Below are 16,609 nucleotides of genomic sequence, written 5' to 3'. Positions count from 1 at the left end.
GCTGTAGGCCATAAGCTAAAAGCTTAAAGCGTATTGCTTAAAGCCTAAAGCTGTAAAGTTCATTGACATATTGAGATAAGAAAATAATAAAAAGTAGAAAGCGTTTTTTGCTATTTATAGCAAGAGACAAAAAAAACGGTCTTAATTAATTTTAAGATTGGTACAATAAGCAAAATAAGGGCGTATGGGGGATGCCTTGGCTCTCAGAGGCGATGAAGGGCGTGATAAGCTGCGAAAAGCTGCGGGGACAAGCACACATTGATTGATCCGCAGATACCCGAATGGGGCAACCCACTATGTTGAAGACATAGTACACCGATAGGTGGGCAAACCCGCTGAACTGAAACATCTAAGTAGGCGGAGGAGAAGAAAACAAAAGTGATTCCGTAAGTAGTGGCGAGCGAACGCGGATTAGCCCAAACCAGTGATGTTACGGCATGGCTGGGGTTGTAGGACCACGAGATTTTATGCACAAGGAACCGGAATTAGCTGGAAAGCTGAGCCATAGAGGGTGATAGCCCCGTATGGGTAACGAGTGTAATGGATAGTGGTATCCTGAGTAGGGCGGGGCACGTGAAACCCTGTCTGAATTTGGCGGGACCATCCGCTAAGGCTAAATACTCCTGAGAGACCGATAGTGAACCAGTACCGTGAGGGAAAGGTGAAAAGAACCGTGAATAACGGAGTGAAATAGATCCTGAAACCATACGCTTACAAGCGGTCGGAGCCCTTTCGTGGGGTGACGGCGTGCCTTTTGCATAATGAGCCTACGAGTTAACGTTGCTGGCAAGGTTAAGTGGTTAAGCCACGGATCCGTAGCGAAAGCGAGTCTGAATAGGGCGCTTTAGTCAGTAGTGTTAGACGCGAAACCGTGTGATCTACCCATGGGCAGGATGAAGCTGTGGTAACACACAGTGGAGGTCCGAACCGGTTGACGTTGAAAAGTCTTCGGATGACCTGTGGGTAGGGGTGAAAGGCCAATCAAACTCGGAAATAGCTCGTACTCCCCGAAATGCATTTAGGTGCAGCGCTGAATTTAAGTTATATAGAGGTAGAGCTACTGATTGGATGCGGGGGCTTCACCGCCTACCAATTCCTGACAAACTCCGAATGCTATATAATGTTTCTCAGCAGTGAGGGCTTGGGTGCTAAGGTCCAAGTCCGAGAGGGAAAGAACCCAGACCATCAGCTAAGGTCCCCAAATATACGCTAAGTTGAAAGAACGAGGTTTGTCTGCCCAGACAGCTAGGATGTTGGCTTGGAAGCAGCCATTCATTTAAAGAGTGCGTAACAGCTCACTAGTCGAGCGGACGAGCATGGATAATAATCGGGCATAAGCGTATTACCGAAGCTATGGATTTACAGTTTACTGTAAGTGGTAGGGGAGCATTCCAGCAGGGTTGAAGGTGTATCGTAAGGTATGCTGGACCGGCTGGAAAAGAAAATGTAGGCATAAGTAACGATAATGCGGGCGAGAAACCCGCACACCGAAAAACTAAGGTTTCCACAGCTATGCTAATCAGCTGTGGGTTAGTCTGGTCCTAAGGCGAACCCGAAAGGGACAGTCGATGGCCAACGGGTTAATATTCCCGTACTACTAATTACTGTGATGGGGTGACGGAGTGATGAAAGCGCCGCGAACTGACGGAATAGTTCGTTGAAGTACCTACCTATAAGCTGCGCAGGCAAATCCACGCGGCTTGGGGAAATACGATAGTACTCGGAGTCTTCGGACAAAGAGATAGTGCGCCTAAGGGCTTCCAAGAAAAACCTCTAAACTTCAGGTAATTAGTACCAGTACCGTAAACCGACACAGGTAGTTGAGGAGAGAATCCTAAGGTGCTCGAGAGATTCATGGCTAAGGAATTAGGCAAAATAGACCCGTAACTTCGGGAGAAGGGTCGCCAGCAGCAATGCTGGCCGCAGTGAAGAGGTCCAGGCGACTGTTTATCAAAAACACAGGGCTCTGCAAAATCGTAAGATGAAGTATAGGGCCTGACACCTGCCCGGTGCTGGAAGGTTAAGAGGAGATGTTATCTTCGGAGAAGCATTGAATTGAAGCCCCAGTAAACGGCGGCCGTAACTATAACGGTCCTAAGGTAGCGAAATTCCTTGTCGGGTAAGTTCCGACCTGCACGAATGGTGTAACGATCTGGACACTGTCTCAGCCATGAGCTCGGTGAAATTGTAGTAACGGTGAAGATGCCGTTTACCCGCAGTGGGACGAAAAGACCCTGTGCACCTTTACTATAGCTTAGTATTGACCTTGGATAAATGATGTGTAGGATAGGTTGGAGACTTTGAAGCGGCGTCGCCAGGCGTTGTGGAGTCATTGTTGAAATACAACCCTTTGTTTATCTGAGGCCTAACCCCGTTTTGCGGGGGACATTGCTTGGTGGGTAGTTTGACTGGGGTGGTCGCCTCCAAAAGAGTAACGGAGGCTTCTAAAGGTTCCCTCAGTACGCTTGGTAACCGTGCGTAGAGTGCAATGGCATAAGGGAGCTTGACTGAGAGACATACAGGTCGATCAGGTACGAAAGTAGAGCATAGTGATCCGGTGGTTCCGCATGGAAGGGCCATCGCTCAAAGGATAAAAGGTACGCCGGGGATAACAGGCTGATCTCCCCCAAGAGCTCATATCGACGGGGGGGTTTGGCACCTCGATGTCGGCTCGTCACATCCTGGGGCTGGAGAAGGTCCCAAGGGTTGGGCTGTTCGCCCATTAAAGTGGCACGCGAGCTGGGTTCAGAACGTCGTGAGACAGTTCGGTCTCTATCTACTGTGGGCGTTAGAAATTTGAGTGGATCTGATTCTAGTACGAGAGGACCGAATTGGACAAACCTCTGGTGTATCTGTTGTTCCGCCAGGAGCATCGCAGAGTAGCTACGTTTGGAAGGGATAAGCGCTGAAAGCATATAAGCGCGAAACCCACCACAAGATGAGATTTCTTTTAAGGATCGTGGAAGATGACCACGTTGATAGGCTATAGATGTAAAGGCAGTAATGTCATAGTCGAGTAGTACTAATAATCCGTAAGCTTATGTACACCCTTTTCTCCCCGGTGCAAACCGGGGGGAAGAAACTTTCTAAAATATAAAAACTTTCTTTATCTCAGTATGTTAAGATATTGTTTTAATTATCAATTGTCAATTGTCAATTAAAAAGTTACCTCAAGTAACAACGACCTTAAGGTGGTTATTGCGGCGGGGCTCACCTCTTCCCATCCCGAACAGAGTAGTTAAGCCCGCCTGCGCAGATGGTACTGCAGTTATGTGGGAGAGTATGTCGTCGCCTTTCTTTTAAAAAACCCTGTCCAAATCGGATGGGGTTTTTTGTTTTTTCGGTATTTTATGCATAATACTTTCAAGGCGGATCTGGAAGTTTAATTTTTTCAAAAAAACAGTAGAAAAAGATACAGCGGACAGTCCAGCCCATAGGGAAACACACAAAATGATTATTCTCTCAATAAATATCTTATTTCTGTTAAATTATAGTCAATTTTGACTTTTTAAATTATAGTCAGCTCTATTTTTTGAATGTGAATCTGTATTTTTGTAACAAATATATAATTGTAAACATGAAAAAAAATATTGTATTGTTAACCTTGTTTGTTATCTCAAATTTAAATGCTCAACAGCGCCCTAAGCTAGTAATAGGTATTGTAGTGGATCAGATGAAAATGGAGTATTTGTACCGGTTTTATGATGATTTTTCACCAAATGGCTTTAAGAGGTTAATGAATAATGGATATACTTTTCAGAATATGCATTACAATTATATGCCAACTTATACTGCACCAGGGCATGCTTCAATTTATACAGGCACAACTCCAGCAACTCATGGAATAGTTAGTAATGAATGGTTTAGCAGGAGTCTTGGAAAAGAAACTTATTGTACGGATGATGCTTTAGTGAAAACTATCGGTGATGGTACAGCTGAAGAAGGTGCGATGTCTCCAAAAAATTTACAAGCCACTACTATTACCGACGAAGTTAGAATGGCTACTAATTTTCAAGGTAAAGTTATTGGAATGAGCCTTAAAGACCGTGGTGCTATTTTGCCAGCTGGGCATTTTGCCAATTGGGCATTTTGGTATAGTAAGACCGGAGCTTTTATTTCGAGTACTTTTTATGGGGATAAATTACCGGAATGGGTAACTCAATTTAATAATGAAAAGCATTATTTACCTTATTTTGATAAAGGTTGGAATTTATTTAAGCCTTTATCCACCTATAATGAAAGCTTAGCAGATAATAACTCTTATGAAGGTAAATTATATAACAGTACAGCACCTGTTTTTCCATATAATCTGAAGGAAATGTATGATAAAAATGATGCTGGGGTTTTAAGAGCAACTCCTTTTGGTAATGATTTTTTAGCTGAATTTGCAAAGAAAGCTATTGAAAAGGAAGAATTAGGAAAAGATAATATTACTGACTTCTTAACAGTAAGTTTTTCTTCTACAGATTATGTAGGTCATATTATAGGCCCACGATCAATGGAATTACAAGATACTTATTTGCGTTTAGATCAAACTATAGCTGATTTTTTAACCTATCTTGATAAAACTGTTGGTAAAGATAATTATTTACTTTTTTTAACTGCAGATCATGCCGGAGCAGAAAATGTGAATTATTTGAAAGACAATAAATATAATGTAAGAAGTGTACTTCCAAAAGATATTCGTTTGAATTTAAAGGATTTTTCTATTAAGACTTTTGGTGAGGATTTAGTTTTGAACTATTCAAGTTTTAATTTGTATTTTAATAAAGACATTATTAAAAGTAAAGGACTTGATTTAACAAAGGTGAAAGATGCTTTTAAAGCTTATTTAATGACTCAGGATTATGTAAAAAGAGTTTATACGGAAGAAGAAATCTTGCACCCTTCTGGTAATGATTACTATTTGGATTTTATCGCAAAGGGTTATGATGTTACTCAAAATGGAGATTTGATTATTTTAGATAAGCCAGGTTATATTGAATACTCTGGGACAGGGACTTCTCACGGAACTACTTACACATATGATACTCATGTTCCTGCTATTTTTTATGGATGGCACATTAAAAAGGGAGAATCTTATGATAAAAAGGCAATTACTGAAATTGCACCTACAATAGCTCAAAAAATCAAAGTTACTTTCCCAAATGGCACAGAAGCTAAAGTACTTCAGGAAATTTTAGGAGATAAATAATATTACCAATTAAAAAGTAAAACTTGTCTTTTTTTTTTCATAAAGATGGTTTTTTTATTCCATAAAAAAGGCTTTTCTTAATTGAAAAGCCTTTTTAAATTTAGTGTTTAGTAAGCACTTATTTTAATGTTAGCCTATGCGTTTGCTAACACTAATTCGTTAAAAGGAAGATTCCATGCCTCAGCAACTCCTTTATAAAGAATTTTTCCATTAGCAATGTTCAATCCTTTTTTTAATTCATCGTTTTCAGCACATGCTTTTTCCCATCCCTTGTTTGCTAGTTGTACAGCATATGGCAAAGTAGCATTCGTTAAAGCTAAAGTTGATGTATAAGGAACAGCTCCCGGCATATTGGCTACACAATAGTGAACGATGTCATCAATAATAAACGTTGGATTTTCATGGGTTGTAGGAGTACAAGTTTCGATACAGCCACCTTGATCTACAGCTACATCAACAACAACAGTTCCCGGGCGCATTAATTTTAGCATGTCGCGAGTAATTAAGTGAGGGGCTTTTGCTCCTGGAATTAAAACAGCTCCTACAATTAAATCTGCATCAGCAATTGCTCTTGTGATATTGTAATGGTTAGACATTTCTGTATTTACGTTTGCAGGCATGATATCGTCAAGTTGACGTAAACGTGGTAAACTTAAATCCATAATGGTTACCTGTGCACCTAGACCAGCAGCCATTTTAGCAGCCTGAGTTCCAACAATTCCACCACCTAATATTAAAACTTTTGCAGGAGGAACACCAGGAACACCACCTAAAAGAATACCTCTTCCTTTTAATGGTTTTTCAAGATATTTAGCCCCTTGTTGAATAGCCATACGACCTGCAACTTCAGACATTGGAATTAATAAAGGTAAACTTCGATCTGCTTTTTCAACTGTTTCGTATGCTAAGCATACTGCCTCTCTTTCTAACATAGCATGGGTTAGTTCTTCTGATGAAGCAAAGTGAAAATAGGTAAAAAGTAATTGGTCTTTTTTAATTAACTTATATTCAGATGCAATAGGCTCTTTTACTTTAATAATCATTTCAGCAATTGCATATACTTCTTCAATAGTTGCCAAAATTGTTGCTCCAGCATTTGTATACTCATCATCACTAAAACCACTTCCTAAACCTGCAGTAGCTTGTACATAAACAGTATGGTCGTTTTTTAACATTTCAGAAACACCGGCAGGAGTTAAAGCTACACGGTTTTCGTTATTCTTTATTTCTTTTGGAACGCCTATTATCATTTTGTTATGTTTTAGTGTTTTTGTTGTGTTTGTGTTACAAATATATTAATAGAGAATTTATTATTGATTATTGAGGAATAAATAAGAAAATATTATTTTAATAATTACTTTTACAGAAAAATATTCTTTTTATCGAATTGAAAACCTCTTTTAAAAGAAAAATTGACTGAATTTTAAAGATGATATAAAAACATTTATTATGGCTTTAGATGAAATTGACAAGAAAATCTTACGTCTTTTACAGGAAAATGCGCATTATACCTTAAAAGATATTGCAAACAGAATAAATTTATCATTAACACCTGTTCATGATCGGGTTAAACGTCTTGAAAAAGAAGGAGTTATTGAAAAATATGTTTCGATTTTAAATAAAAAGAAATTAGGAAATAATCTCACTGTTTATTGTCAGGTTACATTAACAAAACAGACTTATGACACCTCTGAAGGTTTTAATCAGTCAATTTTAGATTTGCCTGAAGTTGTTGAATGTAATTATGTTTCAGGAAACTTTGATTATATGTTAAAAATCATCATTCCCGATATGGAAAGTTACCATCATTTTCACCAGAAGAAATTATCGGTTTTGCCGGAGGTTTCATTGATTAATACTGTTTTTGTAATTTCAGAAGTGAAAAGTACCACGGTTTTACCTATTTAATTAAAACAAAAAACCACCAAGAGACTTGATGGTTTAAAGAAAATTGGTTTTTTGGTTGTAAATTAATAATAGGTAAAACGTCTTACTTTGGCAATGTATTTGGCTAAACGAATTACTTGATGACTATAGCCATATTCGTTGTCATACCAAATATAGAGCACAATACTCTTACCGTCTTTTGAAACGATAGTTGCATTACTGTCATAAATTGAAGGTGCCGAAGTGCCAACAATGTCAGATGAAACCAGCTCGTTATTCAAAGAATATTTTATTTGCTCTACCAATTCGCCTTCAAGAGCATGTTTTTTTATGATTTTATTGATAGCAGCAACAGAAACAGCCTTTTTTATTTCCAGATTCAAAACAACAAGTGAACCATTTGGAACTGGGACCCGAATTGCATTTGAGGTTAGTTTCCCCTCTAATGATGGTAAAGCTTTTGCTACTGCATTTCCGGCAGCAGTTTCTGTAATAACCATATTTAGTGCCGCTGCTCTGCCACGACGGTATTTTTTATGCATATTGTCAACTAAATTCTGGTCGTTTGTGTAGGCATGAATAGTTTCCAGATGGCCTTTTGTAATTCCCAAGGTATCTTCAATGACTTTTAAAATTGGGGTTATTGCATTAGTAGTACAAGATGCAGCTGAAAAAATATTGATTTTATCAGGATCAAATTCATGATGGTTTACACCATGTACAATATTAGGAACACCTTTACCAGGTGCTGTTAATAAAACTTTGCTGACACCTTTTGATTTTAAATGTCGTTTTAAAGCTTCTTCAGTTGTATGAGCACCACTATTGTCAATTACAAGCGAATCGCTGATTCCAAATTCTGTATAGTCTATTTCTTCAGGTGAATTTGCAGTAATAATGTGAACTGTAGTTCCGTTTATAATTAAGGCACTATTCTTTGGATCTGCAAATACAGAACCTTTAAAATCTCCATGAATAGAATCATAACGTAATAAAGAAGCTCTTTTCTCTAAACTATCAATTTTATCGCGAAGTACGATTGCTCTAAGGCGTAATTGGTTTCCTTTTCCTGTTTTCGACATTAATTCCCGGGCTAATAAGCGGCCAATTCTTCCAAAACCATATAAAATAACATCTTTTGGCTGAATTTCTTCCGTAGCTTTAGCTTTTTTTAATTTTTCGATTACAAAATATCTGGCGTCAGGATATTTTTCCTCATCAATGCCATATTCATATGCCAGTTTGCCCAGATCTAATTTAGCAGGTGGAAGATCTAAAGATAAAATGACTTTTGCAATTTCGACCGAATCAAAAATAGAGATAGGCTTACCAACAAATTCACCTGCATATTGGTGTAAATTGATAATATCGCTGACATTTTTATCTAACAATTGATTTCTAAATAAAACCATTTCGATCGATTTGTCATACCATAAATCGCTTATAATTTTAATTAATTCGACACCAGCTCTTCTTCGGTCGACTTGAATTGATACTTCTTTTTGGTACAAAGTTTTTTTGCTCATAATTGATTAAATTGAAATAATAAAACGCTCACTTATTTTATATTTTGTGCAAAAGTATCTATTTCAATCGATTTCGTAGATGATTTTATGATTTTTTTTGAAATAAAAAAAGCCACCTGATTTTTCAGATGACTTTTGATTATTAATTTTAAGATGTTTTATATGATGATTCTAAATATTTCACCATTCTTATTTATCATTTCGATACGCACACTTTGACCTTCGTCTTTTTTGCTTAAAAGTTTAGAAACGGTTTCAACATTTGTTGCTTTTATATTATCAATACTTAAGATAATATTACCTTGTAGTTCGTTTTGATATTGCATTAAATTTTCATTTGTGATGTTTTTAATTTTTACACCATAATCAATATGAAATTTCTTTTTATCTGTAACGTCAATATTTTCTAATTCTATTCCTTTAAATTCAGCACTGAAAAATTCATTCTTGCTTAACGTTACCGGAACAACTTTTGATTTTCCTTCTCTCATGTAAGTAACCTGCACGACATCATTTGGTCTTTTGGTATTTATATAACCGGAAAGATCTGCAAAAGTAGAAATGTTTTGACCATCAAGTTTTACAATAATATCTCCTTTTGTAAGACCGGCTTTTTGAGCTCCGGATTTTGGAGTAACTTTATTAATGTAAAAGCCTTGTGTTTCAGAAATTCCTAATTCCTTAGAAGCATTGCTGTTTAATTCGCCACCCTCAACTCCTAAGATTCCTCTCTGAACATTTCCAAATTCCATAATATCTTCAATAATTTTACGGGCATTGTTTGATGGAACTGCAAAAGAATATCCAACGTATGATCCTGTCATAGAAGAAATCATAGTATTAATACCAATTAATTCGCCACGGGTATTAACTAATGCACCACCACTGTTTCCTGGATTTACGGCAGCATCAGTCTGAATGAAAGATTGGATTCCGCTAGTGTCTAAATTTCTGGCTTTTGCCGAAACGATTCCTGCAGTTACGGTCGAAGTTAAATTATATGGATTTCCAACGGCTAATACCCATTCGCCAACTTTTACACTATCAGAATTTGCAAAAACACTATAAGGAAGTTTTTCACTGGCATCGATTTTTAATAAAGCAATATCCATTTTGGAATCAGTTCCAATTAATTTTGCTTTATATGATTTTTTGTTATTTAAGGTAATTTCAATTTCAGTTGCATCTCTGATAACGTGATTGTTCGTTACGATATAACCGTCCTCAGAAATAATAACACCGGAACCGGTCCCAACTTGTTCTTGCTGTTGTTGACCTCCATAACCGTAGAAAAATTCCAGCATAGGATTAGTAACTGTTCGACGAGAAACATTTTTAACGTGAACCACGGTGTGAATTGTTTTATCTGCAGCTTCGGTAAAATCAACAGTTTCCGCTGGTAAGCCAACAGTTTTTCCGTATGAATCAGGGGCAAGAGTTACAACAGAATTTCCTCTTCCTAAAAAAGAATTGTTGCTTTCAAATAATAACTTGTAAGCACCAAGAGTAGTGACACCACTTAATAATGACACTAAAAATAAGGTTGAAAATCTTTTCATAATAGAGTTTATATTTTAGTTATTAACGCAAATTTATTTAAAAAAATTATTTGATAAAACGGTTTAACTCTCTTTAACATTGATTAACATTTCATTAATTAATCTTCGTACTTTTGTAGTTCATAATTGAATAAAAATGCAAATAGAATTTTATAAATACCAAGGTACCGGAAATGATTTTGTAATGATTGATAATCGTTTAGATTTTTTTCCTAAAGACAATATCAAATTAATTGAACGTTTGTGTGACAGGCGATTTGGAATCGGCGCTGACGGATTGATTTTACTTGAAAATGATTCGAATACTGATTTCAGAATGGTTTATTATAATTCAGATGGAAATCAGAGTTCTATGTGTGGTAATGGAGGTCGCTGTTTAGTGGCTTTTGCAAATCAACTGGGGATTATTAAAAATAACACAATTTTTATGGCTACTGATGGCTTGCATCATGCTTCTGTTGGAGATGATGCCATTATTTCTCTTCAAATGATTGATGTTAATGAGGTAGAAAAAAAAGATACTTATACTTTTTTGAATACCGGTTCTCCTCATCATGTTCAAATTGTTGAAGATTTGGAACATTACAATGTAAAAGATAATGGAGCTGCGATTCGGTATGGTGAGTTGTATGGAGAAAAAGGAAGTAACATTAATTTTGTAAAAAAAGTTGATGATTCTGAATTTTCACTTCGTACTTACGAAAGAGGTGTTGAAGATGAGACTTTAGCTTGTGGAACTGGCGCAACAGCCGTTGCAATTGCGATGAATGCAACTGGACAAACTGACAAAACTTCCATTAATTTGAATGTTGAAGGAGGAAAACTTGTTGTTTCTTTTGATAAAACCGGAAATCATTTTACAAATATTTTTTTAACAGGACCAGCAAAATTCGTATTTAAAGGAACTATAGAGATTTAAAATTTCAATTGGAAATAATCTAAAATCTAAAATTAAGATGATAACACTCCAAGGCGAATCAGTTTACCTGCGTGCATTAGAACCTAATGATCTGGAGTTTGTTTATGCAATGGAGAATGATCAGAGTATTTGGGAAGTCAGCAACACGCAAACTCCATACAGCCGTTTTTTAGTCAGACAATATTTAGAAAATGCAGCTCAGGATATTTATGAGGCCAAGCAATTACGCCTTGCAATTTGTCAGGATGAGGATTTTCCTGCTATAGGTTTGATTGATTTATTTGAATTTGATCCTAAAAACAATAGGGCTGGAATTGGAATTGTAATCCAAAACAAAGACAATAGAAATCAAAACATTGGATCTGAAGCTTTAGCACTTTTAATTAAGTATTGTTTTTATAATTTAAATTTGCATCAGTTGTATGCAAATATTAGTGTAGAAAACGTAGCAAGTATAGCTCTTTTTACTAAATTTGGTTTTGAGAAAACAGGAATTAAAAAAGATTGGATTTTGCTGAATGGCCAATATCATGATGAGGCAATTTTCCAGTTAATTAATAAACAAGTTTAAATTTACACAGCTTTGACTATAAAAAAAATTATCACGTTAACTGCCGTAGCCGTAATATCTGTTTTAATGATTTACGGATTTATATTAATAAGCAGAATTTTTAGTGCCAATACTAAATTTGAAGAAAAAGAACTTTATGTACATGTTCCAACGGGAGCTAATTATACAGATGTTAAAAAAATATTAGAGCCCTACATTAAGAATTTTGATAATTTTGAAATGGTTGCCAATAAAAGAGGCTATCCTGAAAATGTAAAATCAGGTCGTTTTTTGCTTAAAAAAGGTATGAATAATATCGATTTGGTTAGAGCAATGCGTTCGAATGTTCCGGTAAAATTAGCTTTTAATAATCAGGAGCGTTTGGAGAATTTCGCAGGAAGAGTAGGTTCTGAGATTGAAGCAGACAGTTTATCTCTTATGAAAGCAATTAAAGATTCTGCGTTCTTAAAAACTAATGGTTTTAACGAAGAGAATGTTTTTGCGATGTTTATTCCTAATACCTATGAAATTTATTGGAATACTTCAGCTGAAAAATTTCGTGATAAAATGATTAAGGAATATCATAATTTTTGGACTGACGAAAGAATTGCAAAAGCTAAAGCTCAGGGATTAACACCTGTTCAGGCTACAATTTTAGCATCGATTGTTCATAAAGAATCGGTTAAAAAAGATGAAAGACCTCGTATCGCCGGTGTTTATTTAAACCGTTTACGTTTAGAAATGCCTTTACAGGCAGATCCAACTGTAATTTATGCTTTAAAATTAAAATCGAATAACTTTGATCAGGTTATCAAAAGAGTTTTTTATAATGATTTAATTATGAAATCTCCATATAATACTTACGTGAATATTGGGCTTCCTCCGGGACCAATTGCAATGCCTGATATTACCGCTCTTGATGCAGTTTTAAATCCTGAAAAGAATGATTATATTTATTTTTGTGCAAGTGTAGATCGTTTTGGATACCACGAATTTGCTTCTACTTATGAGCAGCATACTATAAATGCAAAAAAATATTCAGACTGGATCGCTGGTCAGGGTGTAATAAGATAGTTTTGAATTTAAAAAATGCCATTATTTTATTGATTTTGTATTTTTTGAGTTTTCAATCAATATATGCTCAAAGTAAAATCGAAAGTTTTTTAACACCTTCCGATACTTTAAATATAAAAAGACAAAATACAGTTATTGTAACTGAAGCGGCTTTAGCTTCAGCTACTTTAATTGGTTTGAATCAGATCTGGTATGCTGATTATTCAAAATCAGATTTTCATTTTATAAATGATAATAATGAATGGCTTCAGATGGATAAAGTGGGACATTTTTATTCCGCTTACCATTTAGGAAGATTTAGCGCCGAAGCTCTTAACTGGAGTGGAGCAAGTTCTAAAAAACAATTAATTTATGGAGCTGGTATAGGTTTTGCCTTTTTGGCCGCTGTTGAAGTTTTAGACGGTTATTCATCCGAATGGGGCGCTTCTTCAGGAGACATTATTGCTAACACAACGGGAACAGCATTGTATGTATCACAGGAATTACTTTGGAAAGAGCAACGAATTATACCTAAATTTTCTTTTCATACTACTTCATACGCAAAACAGAACCCCGATATTTTGGGTAAATCCTTTAATGAGCAAATCCTGAAAGACTATAATGGACAAACATATTGGCTTTCTGTAAATCTTCATTCTTTTGCTAAAGAATCAAAAATTCCAAAATGGCTAAATCTAGCTTTTGGTCATGGAGCTGAAGGAATGCTATCAGGAAATATTAAAAATGAAATTCCGTTTTCGGCCGAAAACCCTCAAAGACATCGTAAGTTATTTCTTAGTTTTGATGTGGATTTAGCTAAAATTAACATAAAATCGCATTTTTTGAAAACTATTTTTTCTGTTTTGAATACAATTAAAATTCCTGCTCCAACTTTGGAATACTCCGCCAATAAAGGGTTTAAAGCACATGCGTTTTATTTTTAAAAATGCTAAATAATTGATTTTCAGTATATTTGTATTTGTTTTATCTTTGCACCGTAGAAATTTCAAAAAGGTGACAGCGTTTTGAAGAAAAGCAATTTATGATAAAGAAATGGTACTTTTACTCGAGTTTGATTGTTATTATTACATTTTTAAGCCTGGGTTTTAAACCCTTTACCCTGGAAACCAAACCTTGGTTTTTAACTGAAAAGACAGATGGATCCGAATACTTATTTCCATCGCAAGAAGAGGATGATTATCCTAATTTAAATTTTAACTTCCCATACACCGGAAATTATTTTATTGGCTTTAAAGAAGCGGTTGCTTTTAAGGAATCTCAAGGGAAATACCGAAAAGTAAATTCTCTGGGTTACATGGGAAAATACCAATTTGGGTCTAAAGCCTTAAGAGCTATCGGAATTAATAATGATGAAGCTTTTCTGAAAAACCCTGCTTTACAAGAAAAAGCTTTTATTGCGTTATTATCTAAAAACAAATGGATTTTGCGTAATGAAATTGAAAGGTATGAAGGAAAGGTCATTAATGGTGTTGAAATTACAGAATCCGGAATTTTAGCTGCTGCACATCTTGGAGGTGCAGGTTCGGTAAAAAACTTCTTTAAAAACAGAGGAAGCAGACATTTTAAGGATGCTTATGGTACTTCGTTAAGAAGTTATATGAAAGCCTTTGGAGGTTATGATCTTTCTTATATTGAAGCAGACAGTAATGCTACAATTAACAACTAATAAAGTGTAAGCTTTATAAAAAAGAAACCTGCTGTTAAGGCAGGTTTTTTTATGTCATAGATTTTCTTAATCGATTAAAATATCAAGAATTTTAATAGCTGCCTCGCTAATTTTTGTTCCGGGGCCAAAAACAGCAACTGCTCCGGCATCAAATAAATATTGATAATCCTGTGCAGGAATTACACCTCCGACAATTACCATGATATCTTCTCTTCCGTGTTTTTTAAGTTCTTCGATTACCTGAGGAACCAATGTTTTATGCCCTGCTGCTAATGATGAAACACCTAAAATATGTACATCATTTTCAACAGCTTGTTTCGCTGCTTCTGCAGGTGTTTGAAAAAGTGGACCAATGTCTACATCAAAACCAACATCGGCATAACCTGTAGCTACTACTTTTGCGCCGCGATCATGTCCGTCTTGTCCCATTTTGGCAATCATAATTCTCGGACGTCTGCCTTCTTGTTTTGCAAAAGCGTCTGCTAATTGTTTTGCTTTTTCAAAACTTTCATCGTTTTTTATTGCTGCACTATACACACCGCTAATGGATTTAATTTGTGCTTTGAATCTGCCAAAGATACTTTCCAGAGCATCGCTGATTTCTCCTAAGGTAGCCCTGTTTTGGGCAGCTTCAATAGCAATAGCCAGTAAGTTTCCCTGTCCGGTTTTAGCACAAAGAATTAATTTTTCGAGTGATTGATTTACCTTTTCAGTATCTCTTTTTGATTTTATTTCTTCAAGACGTTCTATTTGCTGTTTACGAACCATTTGATTGTCAACATCCAAAATGTGCAATGGATCTTCTTTCTCTAACCGAAATTTATTTACGCCAACAATTATATCTTGTCCGCTGTCTATTCGTGCTTGTTTTTGCGCAGCAGCTTCTTCAATTCGTAATTTAGGAATTCCGGCTTCGATAGCTTTTGTCATTCCACCTAATTCTTCTACTTCTTCTATCAGTTTCCAGGTATTTTCTACCATTTCATTGGTAAGGCTTTCAACATAGTAACTCCCTGCCCATGGATCAACCGTTTTTGTTATTTTAGTTTCTTCCTGTAAAAAAATCTGAGTATTACGGGCTATTCTTGCCGAAAAATCGGTTGGAAGTGCAATGGCTTCATCAAGTGCATTGGTATGCAAAGACTGGGTGCCTCCAAAAACTGCCGCGGCAGCTTCTATGCAAGTTCTGGATACGTTATTAAAAGGATCCTGTTCTGTTAAACTCCATCCACTCGTTTGACAATGTGTTCTTAAAATTAATGATTTATCACTTTTCGGATTAAATTGTTTTACCAATTTTGCCCAAATCATTCTGCCGGCTCTCATTTTGGCAATTTCCATAAAATGATTCATTCCAATTGCCCAAAAGAAAGACAATCGTGGCGCAAATTCATCTATCGTCATTCCTGTTGATAATCCGGTTCTTATGTATTCCAAACCATCAGCAAGTGTGTATGCCAATTCAATATGGGCAGTTGCGCCGGCTTCCTGCATATGATAACCTGAAATTGATATTGAATTGAATTTTGGCATCTTCTTACTGGTAAATTCAAAAATATCAGCAACTATTTTCATTGATGGTGCTGGCGGATAGATATAAGTATTACGCACCATAAATTCTTTCAAAATATCATTCTGAATAGTCCCTGAAAGTTTTTCTATGGCAACACCTTGCTCTTCTGCGGCAACAATATAAAATGCCATAATGGGTAAAACAGCACCATTCATTGTCATAGAAACCGACATTTCATCAAGTGGAATCTGATCAAACAACACTTTCATGTCTTCAACAGAATCTATGGCAACACCTGCTTTTCCAACATCACCAACAACTCTTTCGTGATCTGAATCGTAACCTCTGTGGGTTGGTAAATCAAAAGCAATGGATAATCCTTTTTGTCCCGCTGCCAAATTTCTTCTGTAAAAAGCATTACTTTCTTCAGCTGTAGAAAATCCAGCGTATTGACGAATTGTCCACGGGCGTCTTACGTACATAGTCGCATACGGTCCGCGTAGATAAGGCGAAAAACCTGCTCCGAAATCCAGAAATTCTAAATCTTCGATGTCTTTTTCAGAATAGGTTTCTTTTAATTCAATTCCTTCAGCGGTGACAAAGTTCTTAGTTATATGTTCTGAGTTATGCGTCAGTTTACTTGACTCTTCGCTTTTAACTTTTAACTTAATATGTTTTAGATCTTTTCTTATCATGGAAATACTCTTTGGAGTAATTTATT

At 36.0% G+C, this 16,609-nt stretch carries 11 protein-coding genes and 2 rRNA genes; 9 read left to right on the top strand and 4 right to left on the bottom strand.

Annotation, left to right across the window (positions count from 1 at the left end; all coding sequences use genetic code 11):
• Window positions 1-163: 163 nt before the first annotated feature.
• The 3 genes from ACEN92_RS09875 to pafA all read left to right on the top strand — a co-directional run bounded on the left by ACEN92_RS09875 (window position 164) and on the right by pafA (window position 5,194).
• Window positions 164-3,046, top strand: a 23S ribosomal RNA gene (locus tag ACEN92_RS09875).
• Window positions 3,047-3,187: 141 nt separating this feature from the next.
• Window positions 3,188-3,297: ribosomal RNA gene (rrf, locus tag ACEN92_RS09870) — 5S ribosomal RNA — on the top strand.
• A 280-nt stretch (window positions 3,298-3,577) separates the two neighbouring features.
• On the top strand, window positions 3,578-5,194 hold the full coding sequence (gene pafA / locus ACEN92_RS09865; RefSeq protein ID WP_495642193.1) for an alkaline phosphatase PafA: 1,617 nt from the start codon (window positions 3,578-3,580) through the stop codon (window positions 5,192-5,194).
• A 134-nt stretch (window positions 5,195-5,328) separates the two neighbouring features.
• Here the strand turns inward: pafA and ald are convergent, their stop codons facing one another.
• A complete protein-coding gene (ald, locus tag ACEN92_RS09860; RefSeq protein WP_495642192.1) occupies window positions 5,329-6,444 on the bottom strand; it encodes an alanine dehydrogenase in 1,116 nt (371 codons plus the stop codon).
• Between the two features lie 199 nt (window positions 6,445-6,643).
• Here ald and ACEN92_RS09855 point away from each other — a divergent pair, with 199 nt between their 5' ends.
• Complete coding sequence (locus tag ACEN92_RS09855; RefSeq protein ID WP_495642191.1) at window positions 6,644-7,102, top strand: Lrp/AsnC family transcriptional regulator; 459 nt, start codon at window positions 6,644-6,646, stop codon at window positions 7,100-7,102.
• Between the two features lie 62 nt (window positions 7,103-7,164).
• Here ACEN92_RS09855 and ACEN92_RS09850 read toward each other — a convergent pair whose 3' ends face one another.
• Entirely contained in the window at window positions 7,165-8,607 is a 1,443-nt protein-coding gene (locus ACEN92_RS09850; RefSeq protein ID WP_495642190.1) for a glyceraldehyde-3-phosphate dehydrogenase, read from the bottom strand.
• 158 nt (window positions 8,608-8,765) lie between these two features.
• Window positions 8,766-10,166 carry a S1C family serine protease gene (locus ACEN92_RS09845; RefSeq protein ID WP_495642189.1) on the bottom strand — a complete coding sequence of 467 codons (1,401 nt, stop codon included), beginning with the start codon at window positions 10,164-10,166 and terminating at the stop codon, window positions 8,766-8,768.
• Between the two features lie 136 nt (window positions 10,167-10,302).
• On the opposite strand from ACEN92_RS09845, the gene dapF reads away from it, so the two are divergent.
• The 5 genes from dapF to ACEN92_RS09820 all read left to right on the top strand — a co-directional run bounded on the left by dapF (window position 10,303) and on the right by ACEN92_RS09820 (window position 14,375).
• Complete coding sequence (gene dapF, locus ACEN92_RS09840) at window positions 10,303-11,085, top strand: diaminopimelate epimerase (protein ID WP_495642188.1); 783 nt, start codon at window positions 10,303-10,305, stop codon at window positions 11,083-11,085.
• A gap of 37 nt (window positions 11,086-11,122) precedes the next feature.
• Complete coding sequence (locus tag ACEN92_RS09835; RefSeq protein ID WP_495642187.1) at window positions 11,123-11,656, top strand: GNAT family N-acetyltransferase; 534 nt, start codon at window positions 11,123-11,125, stop codon at window positions 11,654-11,656.
• A 12-nt stretch (window positions 11,657-11,668) separates the two neighbouring features.
• Window positions 11,669-12,709: an endolytic transglycosylase MltG gene (gene mltG / locus ACEN92_RS09830; protein ID WP_495642186.1), complete on the top strand. Its 1,041-nt coding sequence runs from the start codon at window positions 11,669-11,671 to the stop codon at window positions 12,707-12,709.
• Window positions 12,710-12,711: 2 nt separating this feature from the next.
• Window positions 12,712-13,632, top strand: a complete 921-nt coding sequence (locus ACEN92_RS09825; RefSeq protein WP_495642185.1) for a DUF2279 domain-containing protein — start codon at window positions 12,712-12,714, stop codon at window positions 13,630-13,632.
• 98 nt (window positions 13,633-13,730) lie between these two features.
• Entirely contained in the window at window positions 13,731-14,375 is a 645-nt protein-coding gene (locus tag ACEN92_RS09820; protein ID WP_495642184.1) for a peptidoglycan-binding protein LysM, read from the top strand.
• A 66-nt stretch (window positions 14,376-14,441) separates the two neighbouring features.
• Here ACEN92_RS09820 and scpA read toward each other — a convergent pair whose 3' ends face one another.
• A complete protein-coding gene (gene scpA, locus ACEN92_RS09815) occupies window positions 14,442-16,583 on the bottom strand; it encodes a methylmalonyl-CoA mutase (protein ID WP_495642183.1) in 2,142 nt (713 codons plus the stop codon).
• Window positions 16,584-16,609 lie beyond the last annotated feature (26 nt).

This window comes from Flavobacterium sp. Flavsp81 (genome assembly GCF_059491325.1).
The sequence above is the reverse complement of the archived record's forward strand: the minus strand, read 5'-3'. Positions and strand labels throughout refer to the sequence as shown.

Coding starts and splice junctions, on each gene's coding strand:
- pafA (WP_495642193.1), top strand. CDS start 3,578: ATGAAAAAAAATATTGTATTGTTAACCTTGTTTGTTATCTCAAATTTA.
- ald (WP_495642192.1), bottom strand. CDS start 6,444: ATGATAATAGGCGTTCCAAAAGAAATAAAGAATAACGAAAACCGTGTA.
- ACEN92_RS09855 (WP_495642191.1), top strand. CDS start 6,644: ATGGCTTTAGATGAAATTGACAAGAAAATCTTACGTCTTTTACAGGAA.
- ACEN92_RS09850 (WP_495642190.1), bottom strand. CDS start 8,607: ATGAGCAAAAAAACTTTGTACCAAAAAGAAGTATCAATTCAAGTCGAC.
- ACEN92_RS09845 (WP_495642189.1), bottom strand. CDS start 10,166: ATGAAAAGATTTTCAACCTTATTTTTAGTGTCATTATTAAGTGGTGTC.
- dapF (WP_495642188.1), top strand. CDS start 10,303: ATGCAAATAGAATTTTATAAATACCAAGGTACCGGAAATGATTTTGTA.
- ACEN92_RS09835 (WP_495642187.1), top strand. CDS start 11,123: ATGATAACACTCCAAGGCGAATCAGTTTACCTGCGTGCATTAGAACCT.
- ACEN92_RS09820 (WP_495642184.1), top strand. CDS start 13,731: ATGATAAAGAAATGGTACTTTTACTCGAGTTTGATTGTTATTATTACA.
- scpA (WP_495642183.1), bottom strand. CDS start 16,583: ATGATAAGAAAAGATCTAAAACATATTAAGTTAAAAGTTAAAAGCGAA.